Origin of the sequence: Streptomyces sp. NPDC021115 (genome assembly GCF_044333065.1) — a bacterium.
Classification (GTDB): domain Bacteria; phylum Actinomycetota; class Actinomycetes; order Streptomycetales; family Streptomycetaceae; genus Streptomyces.
In genome coordinates, this window is record NZ_JBIRQF010000004.1 from 174,393 (window position 1) to 189,043 (window position 14,651).

The 14,651-nt window shown below is 71.0% G+C and carries 15 protein-coding genes and 1 pseudogene; 8 read left to right on the plus strand and 8 right to left on the minus strand.

What is annotated here, in order from left to right:
- Positions 1–76: 76 nt before the first annotated feature.
- The 4 genes and pseudogenes from ACH4TL_RS14710 to ACH4TL_RS14725 all read right to left on the minus strand — a co-directional run.
- Entirely contained in the window at positions 77–748 is a 672-nt protein-coding gene (locus tag ACH4TL_RS14710) for a response regulator (RefSeq protein ID WP_398314019.1), read from the minus strand.
- Positions 745–2,112: a sensor histidine kinase gene (locus ACH4TL_RS14715; RefSeq protein WP_398314021.1), complete on the minus strand. Its 1,368-nt coding sequence runs from the start codon at positions 2,110–2,112 to the stop codon at positions 745–747. Before ACH4TL_RS14715 ends, ACH4TL_RS14710 begins: the two co-directional genes overlap by 4 nt.
- A gap of 98 nt (positions 2,113–2,210) precedes the next feature.
- Positions 2,211–4,331, minus strand: coding sequence for an MMPL family transporter (locus ACH4TL_RS14720; protein WP_398314023.1), 2,121 nt, complete (start codon positions 4,329–4,331; stop codon positions 2,211–2,213).
- A gap of 288 nt (positions 4,332–4,619) precedes the next feature.
- A pseudogene (locus ACH4TL_RS14725) lies at positions 4,620–4,969 on the minus strand (TerB family tellurite resistance protein); the annotation flags it as partial.
- Between the two features lie 969 nt (positions 4,970–5,938).
- Here ACH4TL_RS14725 and ACH4TL_RS14730 point away from each other — a divergent pair.
- Positions 5,939–6,226 (plus strand): hypothetical protein, encoded by a 288-nt coding sequence (locus ACH4TL_RS14730; protein ID WP_398314025.1) that lies wholly within the window; start codon positions 5,939–5,941, stop codon positions 6,224–6,226.
- Here the strand turns inward: ACH4TL_RS14730 and ACH4TL_RS14735 are convergent.
- Positions 6,178–6,930, minus strand: a complete 753-nt coding sequence (locus ACH4TL_RS14735) for an SDR family NAD(P)-dependent oxidoreductase (protein ID WP_398314027.1) — start codon at positions 6,928–6,930, stop codon at positions 6,178–6,180. The two genes, ACH4TL_RS14730 and ACH4TL_RS14735, sit on opposite strands and share 49 nt — an antisense overlap.
- 153 nt (positions 6,931–7,083) lie before the next feature.
- Here ACH4TL_RS14735 and ACH4TL_RS14740 point away from each other — a divergent pair, with 153 nt between their 5' ends.
- Together ACH4TL_RS14740 and ACH4TL_RS14745 are read left to right on the plus strand one after the other, a co-directional pair.
- Positions 7,084–7,623: a winged helix-turn-helix domain-containing protein gene (locus ACH4TL_RS14740; RefSeq protein ID WP_398314029.1), complete on the plus strand. Its 540-nt coding sequence runs from the start codon at positions 7,084–7,086 to the stop codon at positions 7,621–7,623.
- Complete coding sequence (locus ACH4TL_RS14745; RefSeq protein ID WP_398314894.1) at positions 7,620–8,159, plus strand: transposase; 540 nt, start codon at positions 7,620–7,622, stop codon at positions 8,157–8,159. The genes ACH4TL_RS14740 and ACH4TL_RS14745 overlap by 4 nt, the downstream gene beginning before the upstream one ends.
- A gap of 3 nt (positions 8,160–8,162) precedes the next feature.
- On the opposite strand, the gene ACH4TL_RS14750 is transcribed toward ACH4TL_RS14745, so the two are convergent.
- Positions 8,163–8,777, minus strand: coding sequence for an NAD(P)-dependent oxidoreductase (locus tag ACH4TL_RS14750; protein ID WP_398314031.1), 615 nt, complete (start codon positions 8,775–8,777; stop codon positions 8,163–8,165).
- A gap of 135 nt (positions 8,778–8,912) precedes the next feature.
- Between ACH4TL_RS14750 and ACH4TL_RS14755 the strand changes: the two genes are divergently transcribed.
- Positions 8,913–9,578, plus strand: a complete 666-nt coding sequence (locus tag ACH4TL_RS14755; protein WP_398314033.1) for a TetR/AcrR family transcriptional regulator — start codon at positions 8,913–8,915, stop codon at positions 9,576–9,578.
- 493 nt (positions 9,579–10,071) lie between these two features.
- On the opposite strand, the gene ACH4TL_RS14760 is transcribed toward ACH4TL_RS14755, so the two are convergent.
- Positions 10,072–10,677 (minus strand): methyltransferase domain-containing protein, encoded by a 606-nt coding sequence (locus tag ACH4TL_RS14760; RefSeq protein ID WP_398314896.1) that lies wholly within the window; start codon positions 10,675–10,677, stop codon positions 10,072–10,074.
- 250 nt (positions 10,678–10,927) lie between these two features.
- Between ACH4TL_RS14760 and ACH4TL_RS14765 the strand changes: the two genes are divergently transcribed.
- On the plus strand, positions 10,928–12,127 hold the full coding sequence (locus ACH4TL_RS14765; protein ID WP_398314035.1) for an SMI1/KNR4 family protein: 1,200 nt from the start codon (positions 10,928–10,930) through the stop codon (positions 12,125–12,127).
- Here ACH4TL_RS14765 and ACH4TL_RS14770 read toward each other — a convergent pair.
- Positions 12,118–12,723: a helix-turn-helix domain-containing protein gene (locus ACH4TL_RS14770; protein ID WP_398314037.1), complete on the minus strand. Its 606-nt coding sequence runs from the start codon at positions 12,721–12,723 to the stop codon at positions 12,118–12,120. The two genes, ACH4TL_RS14765 and ACH4TL_RS14770, sit on opposite strands and share 10 nt — an antisense overlap.
- A gap of 47 nt (positions 12,724–12,770) precedes the next feature.
- On the opposite strand from ACH4TL_RS14770, the gene ACH4TL_RS14775 reads away from it, so the two are divergent.
- The 3 genes from ACH4TL_RS14775 (at position 12,771) to ACH4TL_RS14785 (ending at position 14,581) form a co-directional block, all read left to right on the plus strand.
- On the plus strand, positions 12,771–13,364 hold the full coding sequence (locus ACH4TL_RS14775; RefSeq protein WP_398314039.1) for a GNAT family N-acetyltransferase: 594 nt from the start codon (positions 12,771–12,773) through the stop codon (positions 13,362–13,364).
- Between the two features lie 39 nt (positions 13,365–13,403).
- The gene (locus ACH4TL_RS14780; RefSeq protein WP_398314041.1) at positions 13,404–14,198 is read left to right on the plus strand and encodes a GNAT family N-acetyltransferase; all 795 of its coding nucleotides are present in this window, start codon (positions 13,404–13,406) and stop codon (positions 14,196–14,198) included.
- Positions 14,199–14,341: 143 nt separating this feature from the next.
- Positions 14,342–14,581, plus strand: a complete 240-nt coding sequence (locus tag ACH4TL_RS14785) for a DUF6411 family protein (protein ID WP_398314043.1) — start codon at positions 14,342–14,344, stop codon at positions 14,579–14,581.
- Positions 14,582–14,651 lie beyond the last annotated feature (70 nt).

Sequence of the window (14,651 nt, forward strand, 5' to 3'; positions counted from 1 at the left end):
AGTTGAGGGACCGCACAACGGACCCCCGGAACGCAACCCGAACCCGATCCGGAGTCGGCCCGGGGTCGGCCCGAACTCAGACAGTCCCGGGTATCACAAGCCCCGACTCGTACGCCACGATCACCAGCTGTGCCCGGTCCCGCGCCCCCAGCTTGCCCATGATCCGGCTGACATGGGTCTTCGCGGTCAGCGGGCTGAGTCCCAACGCGTCGGCGATCTCGGAGTTGTTGAGACCGCGGGCGACCAGCGCGAGCACCTGCCGTTCCCGTTCGGACAGCCCGCTCGGCCCGCCCACCGCGGATGTCGTCGCGGTGTCCGGCGCGCGCAGAAAGCGGGCGATCAGCCGCGAGGTGGGACCGGGCGAGAGGAGGGACTCCCCCGCGGCCACCGTCCGGATGGCGTCGAGGAGTTCGGCCGGCCTGATGTCCTTCACGAGGAAGCCGGACGCCCCGGCCCGCAGTGCCTCGACGATGTGCTCGTCGGTCTCGTACGTCGTCAGGACGAGCACCTTCACCCCCGCGAGATCCTCGTCGGCGGCGATGAGCCGGGTCGCCTCGATCCCGTCGAGGTCGGGCATGCGGATGTCCATCACGATGAGATCGGCCCGCGCCGACCGGGCCAGCGCCACGGCCTCCCGCCCGGTGCCCGCCTCGGCGACGACCTCCATGTCCCCGGCCGACGAAACGAGCATCGCGAAGGAAGCCCGTACGAGGTTCTGGTCGTCGGCCAGCAGTACGCGGATGGTCATCGAACCTCGTCCTCCCGGGACAGCGGCAGTGTGGCGGTCACCTCGAAGCCCTCGGCGGGCCCCGGACCGGCGTCCAGTGTGCCGCCCACGCTCCGGGCCCGCTCCCGCATTCCGACGAGCCCGAACCCCGGCGTGCCGCCGGACGGGCCCACTCCGCCGCCCGAACCGTCGTCCCCGCCCGTCCCGTCGTCCCTGACACTCACCCGCAGTGCGCCGTCCGCGGTCCACAGACCCACCCGCACGGTGAGGTCCTCGCGGCCACCGTGCCGTACGGCGTTGGTGAGCGCCTCCTGCACGATCCGGTACGCGGCGGCGCCCACGGAGGGCGGTATGCCGTCCGCACGGACGGACAGTTCGACCTTGGCCCCGGCCACCCGGCCTGCCTCCGCGAGACCGGCCAGTCCGTCGATCCCGGGCAGCGGCCCCCGCATGTCCTCGGCCCCGGAAACAGAACCGGACAAGGAACCGGCCCCCGCTCCCAGGTCCGCGCCCACTCCCATGACCGTGTCATGCGCCCGCAGCACCTCCAGCGTCGTACGCAGTTCCCCCCGGGCGGTCCGGCAGGTCCCCGCGATGTCGTCCAGTGCCTGGGCGACGGCCTTGCGGTCGAGGCGCTCGGGGTCGGCGGTGAGGATGTGGGCCGCCACGGACGTCTGCACGCCGATGAGCGTGATGCTGTGGGCGAGCAGGTCGTGCAGGTCACGGGCCATCCGCAGCCGTTCCTCGGCGACGCGGCGCCTGGCCTCCTCCTCCCGGGTGCGTTCGGCCCGTTCGGCCCGCTCGACGATGGAGGCGACGTACAAGCGGTAGTAGCGGACGGCGATACCGACGAACAGGACCGCGATGATCCAGCCGGAGATCTCCAGGGACTCCAGCGCCCCGTCCTGGTTGGTGAGGCCGTTGCTGATCACTGTCGGGCCGAGGACGGCGACACCGGTGAGCAGCGTGCGGCGTACGGCGCCGGTCGCCGCGACGGTGTAGAGCGCCAGGACGGTCGCGGGGACGGGCAGGGCGGGGTTGTAGTCGAGGGCGTAGTACGGAGCCATGCAGGCCACCACCCCGAGCAGGGCCAATAACGGACTGCGGCGCCGCCATACGAGAGGCACGTACCCGGCGAGCAGCAGCTTCCAGCTGAGATGGCCGGGCCGGATCCCTTCGCCGCCCGTCAGGGCGATGGCTACGGCGAGCACGGCGACGCCCAGCGCGAGGACCGCGTCGTTGCGGGTGCGGTGCGGCGCGGTCAGCGGCTCGCGGTTGATGGCGGACATGATGCGCTCGACGCGACGGGACCGCCCGCCGCCACCGGCCGCCGTCTCCGCCGCCGACCGGTCGCGTAGCCCTGTGGTCGTTCCCCGTTCTTCCACGGCTCCATCTTCCGGTACTCGTGCGGGAACCCGGGCGCCCCTCCGGAAGGAGAGGCACCCGGGCGGGCCCGCCGGATCAAGGTGCACGATCAGCGTGCTCAGGGTGCACTGACGGTTTCCGGCTGCCGGGGCGGCTCGGTCGGTCCGGCCGGTCCGGTCCGTTCGGCCGGCTCGGGCTCCCGTGAGAGCCCTCCAGGCCACCACACCTTCCGGCGCAGGGCGACGCTGGCGCTGGTCACCAGGTACGTCCGTACGAGGAAGGTGTCGAGCAGGACGCCGACGGCGATCACGAAGCCGAGCTGGACCAGCTGTACCAGGCCCATGTTCATCAGCACGGCGAAGGTCGCGGCGAGGACCAGTCCGGCGGAGGCGATGACGCCGCCGGTGGTGCGCAGTGCGGTGAGTGCCGCCGCGGCCGGTTCCGCTCCCGCCAGGGACTCCTCCCTCATCCGGTGCATGAGGAAGATGCCGTAATCGACGCCGAGGGCGACCAGGAACACGAAGGACAGCAGTCCGAGCCCCGGATCGGTGCCCTCGAAGCCGAGGATCGATTCGAAGACCAGTCCGCCGATCCCGAGGGAGGCACCCCACACCGCGACGACCGCGACCACCAGGAGCAGCGGTGCGACCAGACTCCGCAGCAGTCCGATCAGGATGAGCATCACGGAGACGAGGACGAGCGGCACGACGATCTTCGTGTCCCGGGCGTTGGTGTCCTCCAGGTCGATCTGCTGGGCGCTGTCCCCGCCGACGTAGGAGCCCTTCAGTTCGTCCCGCAGGGACTTGATGGTGGCGATCTCCCCCGCCGACTGGGGTGCGCTCTTCGCGAAGACGGAGATCTCGGTCCAGCCGTCTCCCGTACGCCCCTTCTCCGCGCTGCCGACTCCCGGGGTGCCGCGGACGGCCGCGAGGGTCTCGTCGGCGCGGCCCTGCGGGGTGATCACGTCGATGGGCTGGCTGCCCTGCTCGGGATAGGCCTTGGCAAGGGTCTTCATCGCGACGACGGACTCCGGCTTGTCGACGAAGGAGTCCTCCTGCTTGACCGGTCCCGGCAGGTTGAGCGAGCCCAGGGCGAGGGCGCCGAGCAGTACGGCACCGCTCGCGAGTACGGTCAGCGGCCTGCGTCCGGCAGAGCTGCCCATCGCCGAGAACAGGCTCCGCCGCTGCTTGGGCGTGCTCCCGAAGGCGGGCACGAGCGGCCAGAACACACGCCGTCCGAGCAGTACGAGGATGGCGGGGAGCAGGGTGATCATCGCGATCAGCGCGCACAGCACGCCGACGGTGCCGAGCGGGCCCATGCCCCGGCTGCTGTTGAGGTCGGCGGCGAGCAGGCACAGCAGTCCGGCGGCGACGGTGCCGGAGGACGCGAGCACGGCGGGCCCGCAGCCGCGCAGGGCGGCGACCATGGCCTCGTACGGTCGCTCGATGCGCCGCAGCTCCTCCCGGTAGCGCGAGACGAGCAGCAGCGCGTAGTCCGTGCCCGCCCCGAACACGAGGATCGTCATCACAGCCGAACTCTGCCCCGAGACGGTCGTGCCGAAGGCCTGGTTGAGGCCGTAGGCGATACCCATCGACACGTAGTCGGCGATCCCGGCGACGACGAGAGGCACGAGCCACAGCACGGGGCTGCGGTAGATCAGGATCAGCAGTACGGCGACGACGGCGATGGTGGTGTAGAGCAGCGGTCCGCCGAGCGAGTCGTAGACCGCGCCGGAGTCGATGTCCAGCGGGCCGGCGCCGCCCACATCGACGCTCAACCCGCCTTCGCCCTGGGCGACTTCGCGGACGTCGTTGACGAGCTTGTCCCGCTGCTCCTCGTTCGCCCCGGGCTCGTTGCTGGCGACCGGGTACATCAGGGTCGTGCCGTCCTTGGACGGAATCCCCTTGGGAGCACCGCCGATCAGCTCGTGCCGCCGGGTGATCTCCGCGACCTGCCCGGCCGCGGTCTCCCGGTCGGCGGCGCTGAGCCCGCCGTCCCGGTGGTAGACGAGCACCATCTCGGTGGTCTCGCCCCCGGGCAACTTGTCCTCGATCTTCGCCGCTTGCGTCGAGTCAGCGCTCGCCGGCAGGTAGTCGGTGACCCGGTCCTGCTGGACGTCGGCGAGCTTCGCCGCGAACGGCCCGACGAGCGCGAGCACGGCAATCCACAGCCCGAGCACCGCCCATGGAACGGCTCGCCCGCGTCCCGTCCTCGTCGTGGTTGTCTCTCCGGCCCCCATTGGCCGATCTCCCTCCGGGTGACGTCTGCTTCGGTCCCCAGACTTCCGGTGAGAACCACGGCTTTCGTCGGGCGGGAGGGCGAGGTGACGCGTACTGCCGGGGGCGACGGCGGGTGCGGATTACTCCCCGGGGAGTAATCGGCGGACGGCGCGCCGCCCCGGAAGGGGCGCGGGACTGTTTCGATCTGCGGCTACCGCCGCGTGTGCGCGACCAGCCCTCACCGACCCGCAGCAGAATTCAATCCCCCGCCGGGAGGGCGCGAGGGGCCCGGGCCCACCCGGGGCCCACGACGACGTCCGCGCCGCCGTGAGCAATCGCGTCACATCATCCGCACAGATCATCAGGGCAGTGCCCACCGTAGCGAGGGTCTCCCGTTCGGCAGGCGTTTACGGCCCGTCGGCAAGAGCGATACGGGCGCCCTGGAGGAGGATGGCCTCCCGGCCGGCGGGGGCCAGGTGGGGGCCAGCGGGTCCAGGGCCTCGTGGAGCTCTATGGCCAGCCCGGGCCCGCAGGGTTCGCCGAAGATCCGGCCGGTGTCGGCCGCGAGCGCCTCGACGAGGGCCATGCAGCAGTGTCCGCGTTCATACAACAGCCCCCAGCCCTCATCGGCGTGATCATCGGAGCCCTCGGCCCGTACCTGGCCGTTTTGCACGGCGATCAGACCCGTTTCCGTCGTAAGCAGGAAGCTCGTTGGGAGGAGCGGCGATGGGCGGCCTACACCGACTACGCGTTGTCGCTGAGGAAGACCGTCACCCTGACCCGCCGAGTATCGGCCCACCTCGGCAACGACCCTCACCCGAGGCCCTTGCCTCCACCAGAAGCGGCTTCCCAACTGGCAGCAGCCACTGATGTGCGATCCCGCTTCCGGAGAAGCGCTGTTGATACTCGGCATCCCTGAGGTGGCACAGGAGGCGGACGGCTGGGCAGTAACGGTCGCGGACTTGGAACACACCCTGCATGCCCAGAGCTGCACCTCCGAATCTTGGTCCGCCCTGCTGGAGAAGCAGCGAACCGCACGAGAGAGGTACTACGTAGCGATTTGGCATGACCTGGGCCTCCAGCCCGGCCACTCGGGGCGCTGGGAATTCCCGCCGACCCAACCCGCTGGAAGGGTTGGACACAACCCAACTCCGGCAGCGGCGCCACATGCGCTCCACCTCTGCCGCGTCACGCCCTCAGGGCACTGCTGTCGCGTGGACACGTCCACACGACACCGGCTCGATCCGGATTCAGCAGCATCCAGGAGGATCGAAGAGGGGCATTTTGTCCCGATCCCCAGAAAAACCGCAGGTGAAACGGGTCACGTGGATGGGTTCAAATCCCACCGCTACCGCTCGAATCACCCCCCTTCCCTGCGGAAACGCAGGGAAGGGGGGTGTTCTGCGTGTGGACGTGTTCCACACCGGCGTGTGGACACGTCCAGGTACGTGAGCCCGCCTGGCCCCAACTGACCTGCCGAAACGGCCGTCGATGACGGGGCCTACCGTGGGATCCGGCCCCGCGGATCCCACAGCGAGCCCCTCCACCCACGCCAACATCAGGCAGCGCCTACGAAGGTCGTCGAACGGCTGCCTCTCGGCTACGGCTCGTTCTCTATTGAATCGGCGTGTTGAAGCCGATCTGTCAGGGCGGCGCGACGAGGAAGTGGCGTGTCTTCTGGGTGCTGGTCGCCTCACCGCGCGTACCCATGCTGGCGGGATGGGCAGACGTGGTGGAGCACGAAGCGTCAACCGGGATTCGCTCCGGTGATCCGATCCTGCTGGCGCCGGACTACCGCATCGGCAAACTCCTCAGCCTGTACGCGCAGTCAGGACCGCATCAGCAGTCTGCGCTACTCGACGGCCTTCACGCGCGCCTCCCGCCGTCCACCGACAGCGCGATCCCGGTGACGTAGCCCGCGGCGTCCGAGCAGAGCCAGACCGCGGCTGCGGCCGCCTCCTCCGATGTGGCCAACCGGCCGAGCGGGGTGATCGCCGCCTGCATCGCGATCATGTCGGTGCCGGCCGCGACCCTTTCGAAACCGGGTGTGCGGGTCGGACCGGGGCAGATGGCATTGACGCGGATGTTGTGCGGCGCGTAGTCCACGGCGGCGACCTTGGTGAGGCCGACGATGCCGTGCTTGGCGGCCACGTAGGCGGGGGCGGTCGGGATCGCGTACAGGCCGCCGTTGGAGGCGACGTTGACGATCGCGCCGCCGCCGCGGCTGCGCAGGGCGGGCAGCTCGTACTTCATGCAGAGGAAGGTCCCGCTCAGGTTGACGTGGGTGACTCGCTCGAACTCCTCCAGACTCATGTGGTCGAGCTGTCGGTGGTGCGAGTCGAGGCCCGCGTTGTTCACGGCGAAGTCGAGGCCGCCGTACGTCTTGATCGTGCGTTCGACGGCGGTCCGCACCGCGTCCTCGTCGCTGATGTCGACGCGGAGAGCCAGTGCCTCTCCGCCGTCCTTCCTGATCATTTCGGTGGTCTCGCCCGCTGTGGCCTCGTCGATGTCGGTGACGGCGACGATGGCGCCCTGCCGAGCCAGCTCGATCGCCGCCGCGCGGCCGATGCCGCTTCCGGCGCCCGTCACGAGTCCGATTTTGTCGGCGAAGTTGCTCATGGTGTCCTTTCGGCGCGGTTCCTCGCGCCGGGCGACAGCTGATTCGCCCGGGCGGTCTTGTTCCGAATGTCGTGTCAGCCGAGGGCTACTGACTTGTAATGCGTGATGTCGTGGGGTGCTGACAGGTCGTGATCGTCGCGGTACACCACGGTCATGAGGTATGCGCAGGGTGGCGGGCTGACTGCCGAGCGGAGGGCTTTTCGCGAGCAGATCCGTCTGGATGCGGGCGAGATGTTCACGGCCGGCAGTGACAACGTCGAGGTGGCGAAGATGCTGCGGGTGCATGTGCGCTCGGTGCAGCGCTGGCGGCACGAGTGGGCCGAGCGGGGTGAGGCGGGACTGGTCTCGAAGGGGCCGGCGTCCCTGCCCAAGCTCAGCGACGAGCTGTTCGTGAAGCTGGAGGCGGCGCTGGCGTTGGGGGCGGTGGCGCACGGCTGGCCCGACGAGCGCTGGACGCTCGCGCGGATCCGGACACTGATCGGGCGGATGTTCCACAAGAGCTACACCGGGCCCGGGGTATGCCTGTTGCTGCACCGGCACGGCTGGTCGCCCCAGGTTCCGGCTCGCAGGGCGGTGCAGCGCGACGACAAGGCGGTCGCGACGTGGGTGAAGGAGACCTGGTCGGCCGTGGAACCACCGCGGCGGCGCTCGGCGCCTGGACCGTCTTCGCCGACGAGGCCGGGTTCTCGATGACGCCGCACACCGCCCGCACCTGGTCCCGCAGAGGCGTCACCCCGGTGATCCGGGTCAACGGCGGCAGCAGACGCCACCTGTCGGTGGCCGCTCTGTGCTGCTACAAGCCCGGCGAGCGGCCGCGATTGGTCTTCCGGCACACCGGTGACCGGCGGGCCGACGGTCGTAAGGGCTTCTCCTGGAAGGACTTACGGGACCTGCTCACAGCCGCCCACACCCAGCTCGGCGCACCGATCGTGCTGGTCTGGGACAACGTCGGCCTGCACCTCAGTCGCGCGATGCGCGCCTGGACCACGGCTCGGGACTGGCTCACGGTGTTCCAGTTGCCGGCCTATGCACCGGACCTCAACCCCGTGGAGGGGATCTGGTCCAGCCTGCGGCGCACCAGCCTGGCCAACATCGCCTTCACCGATTACACGCACCTGGTCACCGCAGTCCGCCGGGGCCTACGCCAGATCCAGTACCGGCCCACCATCATCACCGGCTGCCTCATCGGCACCGGCCTCGCCACAGGCCCTGGCGACATCACGCATTAATCCTCAGTAGCTGAGGGGTACGGCGATTCCGCTGCCGTGCTTGTCCGTCTCCGCCTCGTCCAGCAGCAGGGAGGCCAGCGTGGCCCGGGAGATCCGGGGCGGGAGCAGGGGACGCCGCAGTTCCGCCAAAGGCACGATGCGGCCGGTGGAACTGAGGGGGCCCTCGGTGACGTCCGGGGCGTGGAAGACCGTGGCGCCGGCGGCGAGCGCGATCTGGTCGGCCTCGGCCTTCTCGGCCAGTTCCGAGCCGACGAACATCCGCATCACCCCCGCGTAGATCAGCCCGCCCGACCGGCTCGACACGCCCGAGCCCAGTGCGCCGAGCCACACCGTGCGGACGCCGACCGCCGCGAGCACCCTGGCTCCGGCGACCAGTGCGCCCGGACCGTCGCCCTTGGCGATGCCGATGGCGGAGACGATCACGTCGATGTCGGCCAGGTCGGGGAAGCTCCGCGGGTCGGTGACATCCGCCTTGCGGACCTCGACCTGCCGCGGCGCGGGCACGGCGAACGCGGCCGGCGTCCGGACCAGGGCCACGACGTCGTGCCCCCTCTCCAGCGCTTGACCCACGAGCGTGCCGCCGGTCCGCCCCGACGCCCCCAGTATGGCGATGCGCATGATGATCCACCCCTTGACTGAACAACTGTTGGTGACATGACTAAACAACTGTTGGTTAGCGATGTCAAGGCGAGACCCGGCTGTACGGTGAACCTCTGCTGCTCAACCGTTCAGCCTGGTCAGAAGGGAGCCAAGGTGTCGCCGCAGGAGCAGTCCGCTCCCCGTCGCCGTAATCCGCGCGGGCAGGGACAGGTACTCAAGGCCCAACTCGTGGACGCCGCGGCAAAGCTGCTGTCCACCCTCGACCAGCCGGAGACGCTGACCCTGCGGCAGGTCGCACGCGAGGTCGGGGTGGCGCCGGCCAGCATCTACAGCCACTTCCCCGACCTGAGTGCGCTGGTCCAGCACGTGCTGCGACTGCGCTACGCGGAGTTGGCGCGCCTGATGGACCAAGCCGCGCAGTCCGCCCCGAACCCGCTGGCCGACCTCGCCGCCCGGTGCGCCGCCTACGTACGCTGGGGAGTCGGCCAACCCGGCCACTACCGCACCCTTTTCGGCGGGCGCATGCCGGACGACCTGATCCCGGGGTCAGCGCACGGCGCCGGAGCCGAACCACTCGAGGCCGTCACGGCCTCCCTGGCAGCGGCCGCCGAGGGGGCACGCAGGCCGTCCTCGACGGAGCAGCAATGGCAGGCGGGCCTCCTACTCTGGACCGGGCTGCACGGCCTGGTCAGCCTCTACAACGACCACGGGGACCTTCCCTGGCCGCCCCTGGACGACCTGATCGCCGATCTGCTCAGCCTGCACACAGCCCGCCCGGCGGCCGAGATCGTGCCCCTCCTGCCTCCCGCAGGGGGATGACCCTGGTTTGGGTCGAGGCCTGAGCCGCGAGAGCGGGCGAAGCGACGCACAGACGACATGACGCCCGGGCGAGATCGTGCCCGAGAGCATGACCCGGGAGTGTGCCTGCGGTGCAGGCCACCACTGGAGCACGGACGTGAAGGGGCACCGCTTCCCGCCCTTCCCGGGCCGCCCGGGTAGCACTGTTCTGGCGGGACCGTCATACGGGGCCAGCGGCACACTGCCTCGCCGGAGCAGCATTTACCGGCACTGAATGAACGACCGCCGCTACGACCGCGGACCTGTCCCGCACGCTTTCCAGCCTGTGCTGTAGCTGTTCGGGATGTCCGTGGTTCCTCTGACCACAGACATCCAGTGCTCGTTTGCCGACCAGCGTCGTGGTGTTCGCCATGTTCAAGCAGGCCGGCCCGGTCGCGGCGCGCGAGCCCCGCACGGCCTCAACTGGCCTGCCGTCGCCGTCGCGACCGCCCGTGCCGCTCGCGACGCCCGAACCTCAGCCGGGTCGCCTGGCCATGATGACCACGCCCGGCCCGGTTTGCTCCTCCGCGGGGAGCCGCAGTTCGGCGACCGGGCGCAGTCCAGCCTGCTCGATCAGCTCCACGAGCTGTTCCGGCCGCCATTTGTGTGTCGTCCAACGGACGGGTACGCCTCCGTAGGCCTCGGTGCGCACCGCGTCCTCGTCGCCGACGTGTGTCGCGGTGATGAAATGTCCGCCCGGCTTCAGGGCGCGTGCGAACAGGGCGAGAACCTGAGGCAGGACGTCCCGGGGGAGGTTGAACAGCGACCACCACCCCAGCACGCCGCCCAGGGACGCTTCACCGAGGTCGAGGTCGGTGGCGGAGGCGACGCTGAAGCGGCATCGCGGATGAAGACGGCGCGCGTTCTCGATCATCCGGGGGGAGAGATCGACCCCGGACACGTCGAGTCCGCGTTCGGCGAGGTAGGCGGTCACCGTTCCGGGTCCGCAGCCGACGTCGAGGACCGGCCCGAGCCCGCTCACGGTGTCGGCGAAGGCGTCGATCGACGCCTTGAGCCACGGATGGCTGCGGATGTCGCCGACTCCCGTGGTCAGGACCATGTGGACGTAGTTGTCGGCCACCCGGTCATAGGACTCACGGACCACGTCGAGATCGGCTGGACGGCCGACATGGGGTGTGCGCACCGGCCAACGATAGGGCTGTGCGGCGGCCTGCCGGTGGGCTCGTTCAACTGTGGCCGGATAGGGGCCCTCCGGCCTCGGCGGCCGACTTGGCAGGGTGACCCGGTGGTGGGGATGCCGAGGTCGTCGCAGCGACTGAGGTCGTCGCAGCGACGATGGAGGTCCGACCGTTCGATCCGGAGGACCACACGTGACCTTGGACATCGCCGCGTTCACCACCCCCAGCCCCGAACGGCCGCCCGCGCCGGTCCCCGTCGACTGGGCGGCGGTCGAGGCATGGCTGGGGGTGCCGCTGCCGGGCGACTACAAGCGGCTGGCCGACGCCCACGGGCCGCTGGACTTCGGCGAGTTCGTTTGGATCCATGTGCCCTGCGTCCAGGAGGGCCGCTTCGACTACGGGGACTGGCTGCGCGACACCCACCGCGAGGCCCGGATCGAGAGCCGCGCGCTGCCGGAGCCGGAGCGGCCTGCCCTCCACCCGGCCCCCGGCGGGCTCCTCGCCTGGGGCGAAACCCGCGGCAGCGACGTGCTGTTCTGGGACACGTCCGTCTCGGAGGATCCCGACGAGTGGACCGTGGTCGTCCGCCACACGGGCCCCGTCCCCGGCAGCGGGCTCCTCCCCTGGCACCGGTACGACCTCACGCTCACCGGCTACCTGCGGCACATGGTCCGCGAGACCTGGGAACTCCCCACCCCGCCCGGCCCCCTGATGGGCCCGCTGCCCGGCACCGTCGCCCGTACCGCCTTTCTGTCGGAGGCCGGGCCCTGGACGCCGCCGGAGCCCACCGTTCCACGCCTCACCGACGCCGAACGACGCGTCGCCCTGGAAACCGGCACGGGGCTGGACGCCCTGCGCCTGCTGTCCCCGCCGCCCGGAGCGCCGTATCTGGGCGGCGGCAGCTGGGACGGGCTCTTCGAGGAGCTGGGCACGCGGCTGCCACGGGAGTACGTGACCCTCCTGGACCTGTACGGCGCCGGGTGCTGGAGCGGCTGGCTGCGCTTCCACACCCCGCTGCGCCCGGCCGGTCAGGGCTTCGTCCAGCACGTCGAGTCGACCCTGGACGGCTACCGGCAGCTCAAGGAGAAGTTCCCGGAGGACTTTCCGCTCGCGATGTGGCCCGAGCCCGGCGGCTTCCTGCCGTTCGCCAACTCCATCGACGGCGACTACCTGGGCTGGCTCACCGAGGGCGAGGATCCCGACGCCTGGCCCCTGATCGTCTGGCCCCGCCACGCCCGGCAGGGCGAGCCATGGGATCGCGGTCTCGTGGACGGACTCCTCGCCTGGCAGCGCGGCGCCTTCGCCACCGAGGGGCTGGCGGCGCTGGACGAGGACGACGACCCCGTCGAGCACGCGGAGTTCGAGCCCTGGGACGACCGCGCCTACTGGTGAGCCGCCCCGGCCGGGGGACCGGGCCGGGGGCGGTTCCGGGTGCGGGGGCGCATGATGAGCGCGGCGACGTGGTACGTGCACGGCACGTCCGCGGGGTTGGCGTAGGCATGCGTGAGGTCGGCGGCGAAGTGCCCGGAGTCCCCCGCCCTGAGGTCCACGGTCCGGTCCGCCACGGTCAGCCGCAGGGTGCCCGATTCCACGGCGATGAACTCATGCGAGCCGGGGGCGTACGCGGGGAACTCACCCGCGTCGCAGCCCGGTGGCAGGGTGGTGCGGATCCATTCGAAGTTCACGCCGGGCACCACGGGGGTGAGGATCGTCCGCCGCCACCCTCCGGGCTCTTCGACGGTGTCCTGGTCGGCGGCCCGGCGCACGATGATCCGGCGGTCCTCCGGGCGGGCGACCAGTTCGGCGAGGGGGACGCCGAGGCCGTCGGCGATGCGGGCGAGGACGACGACGGTGGGGGCCTTCTGACCGCGCTCGACCGACGACAGCATGCTCACGCTCACCTCGGCCGCGTCGGCCAGGTGCTGAAGGGTCAGCCCCCGGTCGTGCCGGAGTTCCTGGACGCACCTGCCCAGAGCCACGAGATCCATTACTCTATAATAGATGTAGTTTTCTCTATAGTGAAATGAGTCCGCGCATGGCGCTTCCTGGAACGGTCATCCGGCCCGCGGGTCACGACGATCTGAAGGCTGTGGCCGACATCTACGCGCACTACGTCCGCCACAGTGTGATCACCTTCGACGAGACGCCCCGCTCCGCCGCCGACTGGGAGCGGCTACTGGGCGATCTCGCCGTCCGGGGGCTGCCCTTCCTGGTCGCCGAGGTGTCGGGCGCCGTCGTCGGGTTCGCGTACGCCGCTCCGTGGCGTCCCAAGCCCGCCTACCGGTACACGGTGGAGGACACGATCTACCTCGCCCCCGACGTCACCGGCCGGGGGCTGGGCGCCGCCCTGCTGGACCGTCTGATCACCGAGGCCGGACGGGCCGGGACGCGGCGGATGATCGCGGTCATCGCGGACACCGGCGGGGACGGCTCCGCCGGTGACGGACCCGGCGGTGAAGCCCCCGGCGGTGAAGGCCCCGGCAGCGACGCGTCGACCGCGCTGCACCGGCGCTTCGGCTTCACCGACGCCGGACGGCTGACCGCCGTCGGGCACAAGCACGGGCGGTGGGTCGACACGGTGCTCCTGCAACGGTCCTTGCAGGAGGAGGGGGAGCGGGAGTCCGGATGAGCCGCGCCACCCGCCGTCGACGCCGCCTACGGTGCGGCCATGGCCGTCCTGCGTGAGCTGCGTACCGTCGGCGATGTCCACAGCGCGTCGGGCGGCGACGCGCTGCTGCTGTGGGCCGCCGCCGGTCTGGCCCGCGGCGCCCGCGCCTTCGCGGGTGGCCTCACCGCCCGCGCCTTCGCGGCCGGTGAGGCCACGGCCGTGGCGGCGCCCGCGCTGTCCTGCCGCGACCGGCTTGCCGTCACCGGTCCTGCCGACGACGCCGCGGCGCTGGTCCGCGCGGTGCTGCCGCGGATCGGTCCCACGTTCCGCCCCCTCGGCGACGAGGAGCTGATCCGCGGCCTCGTGAGCGGCGTACCGGAGCTGGAGTTCGCCGACGCCTTCGGATGGATGCAGACCGAGACCGCCGTCGGCGGCCGTGGCGGTGGCGGTGGCGGTGGCGGTGGCGGTGGCGCCGCGTGGCTGACCGCAGCGGATCATGCCGACATCAGCGCACTGCTGGACGAGGCGTTCCCGCGCTCCTACGCCCGTCCCGGCTGCCCGGGCGCCCACCGCTGGGCGGGGGCGCGCGACGCGTCCGGAGCGCTGCTGGCGTGCGCCGCGGACGCTTGGAGCGCGCCCCACGTCGGATTCCTCGCCGGGGTCGCCACCGCCGAACAGGCGCGTGGGCGCGGGATCGGCAGGGCCGTGTGCGGCCTCGCCCTGGACGGCCTCGTCGCCGACTACGGCAGGGCCGCGCTGATGGTCGACGGCTGGAACACCGCGGCCGTCCGCCTCTACCGCGGTCTCGGCCTCTCATGGCGCCCCTTGGCCGCCGCCCGGGTCGCGGTGTCGTGAGGCCGCGGTGCCCGCGTCACGAAGCGGCGCGGGAAGGACGGGCCTTGTGCGACAAGCGGGCACGGGCGACCGGCGGTGCGGTCGGCATGTGACCGTGCGGGGTGGGTACTCGGCCGACACGCCTTACGGAGGAGTACTTCGTCATGATCTTCGCCATCGTCGGCGTCTGCGTCGTTCTGGCCGTGCTGGCCTTCTTGGTCCCGCGGCTGTCCCGCCACCCCGAACGCGGCACCCAGCGCACCCTGGGCGTCGGAACGCGCGCGGGCAGCAAGGCCCCCGGTGTCCTGGGCCGGATCTTCAGCAAGCCCTTCCGCAGCAGCTCCAAGGCGGTTGCCCGCAGCGGCTCCGCGGGGCGGCGGGCTCGCGGCCGCATGCCGTTCTAGAAGGCCTTCCGGACGGTCGTACCGGGGACTGCCCGTGCCTCGTGCTGTTCCGTTCCCCTGACGGATACGG